Source organism: Pseudacidovorax intermedius, from assembly GCF_001476815.1.
GTDB lineage: Bacteria > Pseudomonadota > Gammaproteobacteria > Burkholderiales > Burkholderiaceae_C > Xenophilus > Xenophilus intermedius_A.
In genome coordinates this window covers 1-5582 of the sequence record NZ_LDSL01000175.1, presented here as the reverse complement: position 1 = coordinate 5582, position 5582 = coordinate 1, and the positions used below count along the sequence as shown (strand labels likewise).

The window sequence follows — 5582 nt, the reverse complement described above, 5'->3', positions numbered from 1 at the left end:
CGGCGCCGCCGCCGGGGCGGAGGCCGCGGCACCGGCCGTGCTGCCGGCGGATGCGGCGGCGCCGCCGTCGGCCTTGTTGGACGCGCAGCCCGCGAAGAGCGCAGAGGCCGCGGCCGCCGCGATCAGGCTCAGACGAATGGTGGATGGCATGGAAACGTTCCCTCACAGTGGTGGCAATGATGGGCCGGCATTCTGCCAATGGCCCATGGCGGGACGGGTGACTTTCGGCACCTCTATGCTGTCAGGATGATCTCGCACGTCTTCCTCGGCACCAACGACTTCGAGCGCGCGTTGGCGTTCTACCAGCCGATCTTGGCCGTCCTGGGCCTGCAGCAGCGCTTCATCGACCGCGAGCGGCCCTTCGCCGGCTGGCAGCAACCCGGCGTCGAGCGGCCCCTGCTGCTGGTGGGCCGGCCTTACGACCAGCAGCCGGCCTTGGCCGGCAACGGCGGCATGCTGGGCCTGCTGGCCGCCACCCGCGCCCAGGTGGACGAAGCCCATGCCCTCGCCCTGCGGCTGGGTGGCCGCAGCGAGGGCCCGCCGGGCCTGCGGCCGCACTATCACCCGAACTACTACGGCGCCTACTTCCGCGACCCGGACGGCAACAAGCTCAGCGTGACCTGTCACACGCCCGAAGGCGGCCCGAGCCAGAGCCCGAGCACCCATTCGTCCACATAGTGGTCCTGCGCGGCCCGCTTGTAGAAGCCGCGCAGCGTGCCCTCGTGCACGAAGCCGAGGGACCGGTAGAAGCGCAGCGCGCGTGGGTTGTCGCTTTCGGCGAAAAGCTCGATGCGCAACGCGCCCTCGTCGCGCAGATGGGTGAGGGCATCGCCGATCATGGCGCGGCCCACGCCCCGGCCATGGTGGCGCGGGTCGACCGCCAGCGTGCCGAGCAGGGCCACGTGGCGGGCCCGCCCGGAATGGCGCACGGCGCGGTAGAAGCCGGCCACCTCGCCGGCCACCTCCCACACGAAGAAGGCGCCCGCGGCCTGCAGCTCGTCGAACACGGCGCGGAAGTCCTCCAGCGGCATCGGCTCGTGCGTGAGGAAGGGCACCACGTCGGGGTGCATGTAGATCGCATGGACGGCGGCAAGGTCGGCGGGTGTGGCGGGTCGGCGCATGGCGGGATTGTGGCGACCCGCGTCGCCCGCGTGGCTGCCGGCCGGCGTGCGCTTTGCTAAGGTGGCGGCCTGCTTTGCTTTCGCCGCTTTTCCATGACCGATGCCCCCAACACCGCCTGCCTCGTCGAGGACCTCGTCGCCCTCATGCGCATGGAGCCGCTGGGCGAGGACCGCTTCCGCGCGCAGAGCGAGGACATCGGCACGTTGGCCGTCTTCGGCGGCCAGGTGCTGGGCCAGTCGCTGATGGCCGCCTGCCTGACGGTCGAGCCCGACCGGCCGGTGCATTCCATGCATGCCTACTTCCTGCTGCCCGGCGAGCACGCGCCCATCGACTACAGCGTGGACCGGGTGCGCGACGGACGCAGCTTCACCACCCGCCACGTGCTGGCGCGGCAGTCGGGCCGCATCATCTTCGAGATGGCGGCCTCGTTCCAGACGCGCGACCGCGGCGTGGAGCACCAGCTGGCCATGCCCGAGGTCGCGCCGCCCGACGCGCTGCCCAGCGACCGCGAGCGCCGCCGAGCGCTGGGCGACCTGCTGCCCGAGCCCTTCCGCGTGAAGGGCACCGCGCCGCACGGCATCGAGTTCCGCACCGTCGAGCAGGACGACCTGCTGGCCCCGCTGCCGCGCGATGGCGGCAGCGCCGTGTGGATGCGCGCCGTGGCGCCGCTGCCGGACGACCCCAACGTGCACCGCGCGCTGCTGGCCTATGCGTCGGACCACGGGCTGCTGCGCGCCGCCATGATCCCGCACGGCCTGAGCTTCCTGACCGGCCAGGTGCGCGCGGCCAGCCTGGACCATGCGATGTGGTTCCACCGCGACTTCCGCTTCGACGACTGGCTGCTCTACGTCATCGACTCGCCCAGCGCCAGCGGCGCGCGCGGGCTGTGCCGCGGCAGCGTGTTCGCGCGCGACGGGCGGCTGGTGGCCTCCACCGCGCAGGAGGGCATGCTGCGGGTGCGCGAGCGACGCGGCTGAGCGCGTGCCGCCCGGCCCGCCTGCTCCGCTGAGCGCGGCCTACACCCCCAGGTAGCGCGACCACACGCCCCGGTCGGCATCCAGCGCCGCCGAGTCGCCCTGCCACACCACACGGCCGCGCTCCAGCACCACGTGCCGGTCGGCCAGGCCGAGCAGGCGCTCGATGTACTTGTCCACCACCAGCGTGGTCTGGTCCGCCTCCTTCAGCCGGCGCAGGCAGCGCCAGATCTCCTCGCGGATCACCGGCGCCAGGCCCTCGGTGGCCTCGTCCAGGATCAGCAGGCGCGGGTTGGTCGACAGCGCGCGGGCGATGGCGAGCATCTGCTGCTCGCCGCCCGACAGCTGGTGGCCCAGGTTGTCCGCGCGCTCGGCCAGGCGCGGGAAGAGCGCATAGAGCTTCTCGAGTGTCCAGCCGTCGCGCAGGCCGTTGCGCTGGTCGGCGAAGGCCACCAGGTGCTCGCGCACCGTCAGATTGGGAAAGCACTGCCGCCCCTCGGGCACGATGGCCACGCCCAGCCGCGCGATGGCATCGGGCCGCCGGCCATGCACCAGCTCGCCGCCGAAGCGGATGCTGCCGCGGCGCAGGGCCAGGGCGCCGATCAGCGTCTTGAGCGTGGTGCTCTTGCCCATGCCGTTGCGGCCCAGCAGCGTGAGCACCTGGCCGTGGCGGATGTCGAGGTCGATGCCGAACAGCACCTGGCTGGCGCCGTAGCCGGCCTCCAGGCCGCGGGCTTCGAGCAGCAGGGTTGCGCCTTCGCTCATGCGTCCACCTCTTCCGTGCCCAGGTACACCGCCTGCACCTGCGGATGGCCGCGGATCTCGTCGACGCTGCCGGCCACCAGCACGCGGCCGTAGACCAGCACCGAGATGCGGTCGGCCAGCTCGAAGACGGCCTTCATGTCGTGCTCGATCAGCAGGATCGCCATGTCGCGCTGGAGTTCGTGGATGAGGGCGGTCATCTGTTGCGAGTCCTCCGGGCCCATGCCGGCCATGGGCTCGTCCAGCAGCAGCAGCTTGGGCCGCGCGGCCAGGGCCAAGGCCACGTCCAGTTGCCGCTGCGCGCCGTGCGGCAGCGTGCCGGCGATGCGGTCCAGCGCATGCGAGAGGCCCACGCGGGCGGCCAGTTCGTCGGCCGTGGCGCGCAGCGCGGCCTCGCGGTTGCGCTCGCCCAGAAAGCGCAGGCTGCTGCCGGCATGCGCCTGGGCGGCCAGCAGCAGGTTCTCCATCACCGTGGACTGGCGGAAGATGCTGGTGATCTGGAAGCAGCGCGACAGCCCCGCCCGCACGCGGGCATGCATGGGCAGCGGCGTCAGGTCCACGCCGTCCAGGCGCACGCGGCCCGCGTCGGGCGCGATCAGCCCCGAGATCAGGTTGACCAGCGTGGACTTGCCCGCGCCGTTGGGCCCGATCAGCGCATGGATCTGGCCGGCGTCGACGGTGAGCGACACGTCGTCGGTGGCGCGCAGGGCGCCGAAGTTCTTGCGCAGGCCGTCGACTTCGAACAGGCTCATGACGCGCTCCCTTCGGTCACCGCGCCCGCCGAGGCAGGCGATGCGCGTCGCCGCCGTGCCGGCCAGCGCAGCCCCGCCAGTCCGCGCGGCGCGAGGAAGACGATGGCGATCAGCAGCAGCCCCAGCGGCAGGTGCCAGTAGTCGGTGAAGCGGCGCACGACTTCTTCGAGCCCGATCCACACGGCCGCGCCAACCGGCCCGCCCCAGCGATGGCCCACACCGCCGATCACCACCATCACGATCAGCGTGGCCGACTGTGTCCAGTGCATGACCGAGGGGCTGACGAAGTTGTTGTGCGTGACCAGCAGCGCACCCGCCAGCCCCGCCACCGCGCCGGCCAACGCGAAGGCCACCAGCTTGAGCCGGAACACCGGATAGCCCATGGCCTGCATGCGCACCTCGTTGTCGCGGATGCCCACGAGCGCCTGGCCGAAGCGCGCCCGCGTGGCGCGGTTCATCAGCGTCATCACCGCCGCGAACAGCGCCAGCACCACCCAGTAGAAGGTGGGCTCGTTGGCCAGGTCCAGGCCCAGGCCGAGCTCTGGCCGCTGCATCAGGTTGTAGCCGTCGTCGCCGCCATAGGCACGCAGCGACACGGCCGCGAAGTACAGCATCTGCGCGAAGGCCAGCGTGATCATGATGAAGTAGACGCCCCGCGTGCGCAGCGCCACCAGGCCCACCAGCGCGGCGACCCCGCCGGCCACCAGCGCCGCGGCCGGCCACAGCAGCCAGGCCGAGACCTGGCCGGCATCGGCCAGTGCCACCAGCGTGTAGGCGCCCACGCCCACGAAGCCCATGTGGCCCAGCGCCACCAGGCCGCCGAAGCCGAGGATGAAGTTCAGGCTGGCCGCGGCCAGCGCGAAGACCAGCACCCGGCGCACGAAGTTGACGTAGTAGTCCAGCCCTACCAGCGGTGCCAGCAGCGGAAAGGCCGCCAGCAGCGCCAGGGCGATCCAGGGCAATGCGCGTGCCATGCCGCTCAGCCCCGCGCCGGGAACAGCCCGGTCGGCTTGACGGCCAGCACCACCGCCATCAGCGCATAGGTGGCCAAGCCCGCGATCAGGGGCCCCAGGTCCGACACCAGCGTGGGCGGCAGCACGCCGCGCAGCGCCATGGGCACGAAGGCGCGGCCGATGGTGTCCACCAGGCCCACCAGCATCGCCGCCACGAAGGCGCCGCGCACCGAGCCGATGCCGCCGATGACCAGCACCACCAGCGAGGGGATGAGGATCTCCTCGCCCATGCCCACCTGCACGGCGGTGAGCGGGCCCATCAGCGCGCCGGCCAGGGCCGCCAGCGCCGCGCCCAGCAGGAAGACCAGCGAGAACACCCGGTCCACCCGCACGCCCATGAACTCGGCCATGGCGCGGTTGGAGGCACCGGCCCGCACCAGCATGCCCATGCGCGTGTGGTTGACCAGCGCATACAGGCCCAGCGCCACCAGCACGCCGGCCGCGAGGATGACGAGGCGGTAGGCCGGATAGGGCAGGCCGGGCATCAGCTCCACCGCACCCGACAGCGCCTGCGGCGCCGAGGCCATGACCGGCGCCGGGCCCCAGATCATCTTGGCCACGTCGTCGGCGACCAGGATCACGCCGAAGGTGGCCAGCACCTGCGACAGGTGGTCGCGGCCGTACAGGTGGCGCACCAGCAGCCATTCGAGCAGCACGGCGAGCACCACCACCAGCAGCACCGCCGAGGCCACCGCCATCACGAAGGAGCCGCTGGCCGTGTGCACCGTGGCCGCCACGTAGGCCCCGCCCATGAAGAGCGAGCCATGGGCCAGGTTCATCACGTCCATGATGCCGAACACCAGCGTGAGCCCCGCCGCCAGCAGGAAGAGCATCAGCCCGTAGCCCAGGCCGTTGAGCATCTGCTCGATGAAGAGGATGGCGGTCATGGCAGCAGCGACAGACGATTCGGGCGGGGTCTTCCTCCCTCTCCCCTTGCGGGAGAGGGCCGGGGAGAGGGG

The 5582-nt window shown here is 71.9% G+C and carries 7 protein-coding genes; 2 read left to right on the top strand and 5 right to left on the bottom strand.

Annotation, left to right across the window (positions count from 1 at the left end; genetic code table 11):
- Positions 1–246 precede the first annotated feature (246 nt).
- Positions 247–678 (top strand): VOC family protein, encoded by a 432-nt coding sequence (locus NS331_RS22745; RefSeq protein ID WP_058644215.1) that lies wholly within the window; start codon positions 247–249, stop codon positions 676–678.
- Here NS331_RS22745 and NS331_RS22740 read toward each other — a convergent pair.
- The gene (locus tag NS331_RS22740; protein ID WP_058644214.1) at positions 624–1121 is read right to left on the bottom strand and encodes a GNAT family N-acetyltransferase; all 498 of its coding nucleotides are present in this window, start codon (positions 1119–1121) and stop codon (positions 624–626) included. The two genes, NS331_RS22745 and NS331_RS22740, sit on opposite strands and share 55 nt — an antisense overlap.
- A 93-nt stretch (positions 1122–1214) precedes the next feature.
- Between NS331_RS22740 and NS331_RS22735 the strand changes: the two genes are divergently transcribed.
- Positions 1215–2099: an acyl-CoA thioesterase gene (locus NS331_RS22735; RefSeq protein WP_058644213.1), complete on the top strand. Its 885-nt coding sequence runs from the start codon at positions 1215–1217 to the stop codon at positions 2097–2099.
- A 39-nt stretch (positions 2100–2138) separates the two neighbouring features.
- Here NS331_RS22735 and NS331_RS22730 read toward each other — a convergent pair whose 3' ends face one another.
- From NS331_RS22730 to NS331_RS22715, 4 genes are read right to left on the bottom strand one after another with little or no spacing between them, the layout of a single operon-like run.
- A complete protein-coding gene (locus tag NS331_RS22730; RefSeq protein ID WP_058644212.1) occupies positions 2139–2861 on the bottom strand; it encodes an ABC transporter ATP-binding protein in 723 nt (240 codons plus the stop codon).
- Positions 2858–3610 carry an ABC transporter ATP-binding protein gene (locus NS331_RS22725; protein ID WP_058644211.1) on the bottom strand — a complete coding sequence of 251 codons (753 nt, stop codon included), beginning with the start codon at positions 3608–3610 and terminating at the stop codon, positions 2858–2860. The genes NS331_RS22730 and NS331_RS22725 overlap by 4 nt, the downstream gene beginning before the upstream one ends.
- Positions 3607–4584, bottom strand: coding sequence for a branched-chain amino acid ABC transporter permease (locus tag NS331_RS22720; RefSeq protein WP_058644210.1), 978 nt, complete (start codon positions 4582–4584; stop codon positions 3607–3609). The genes NS331_RS22725 and NS331_RS22720 overlap by 4 nt, the downstream gene beginning before the upstream one ends.
- A 5-nt stretch (positions 4585–4589) precedes the next feature.
- Positions 4590–5510, bottom strand: a complete 921-nt coding sequence (locus NS331_RS22715) for a branched-chain amino acid ABC transporter permease (protein WP_058644209.1) — start codon at positions 5508–5510, stop codon at positions 4590–4592.
- Between the last annotated feature and the right edge of the window lie 72 nt (positions 5511–5582).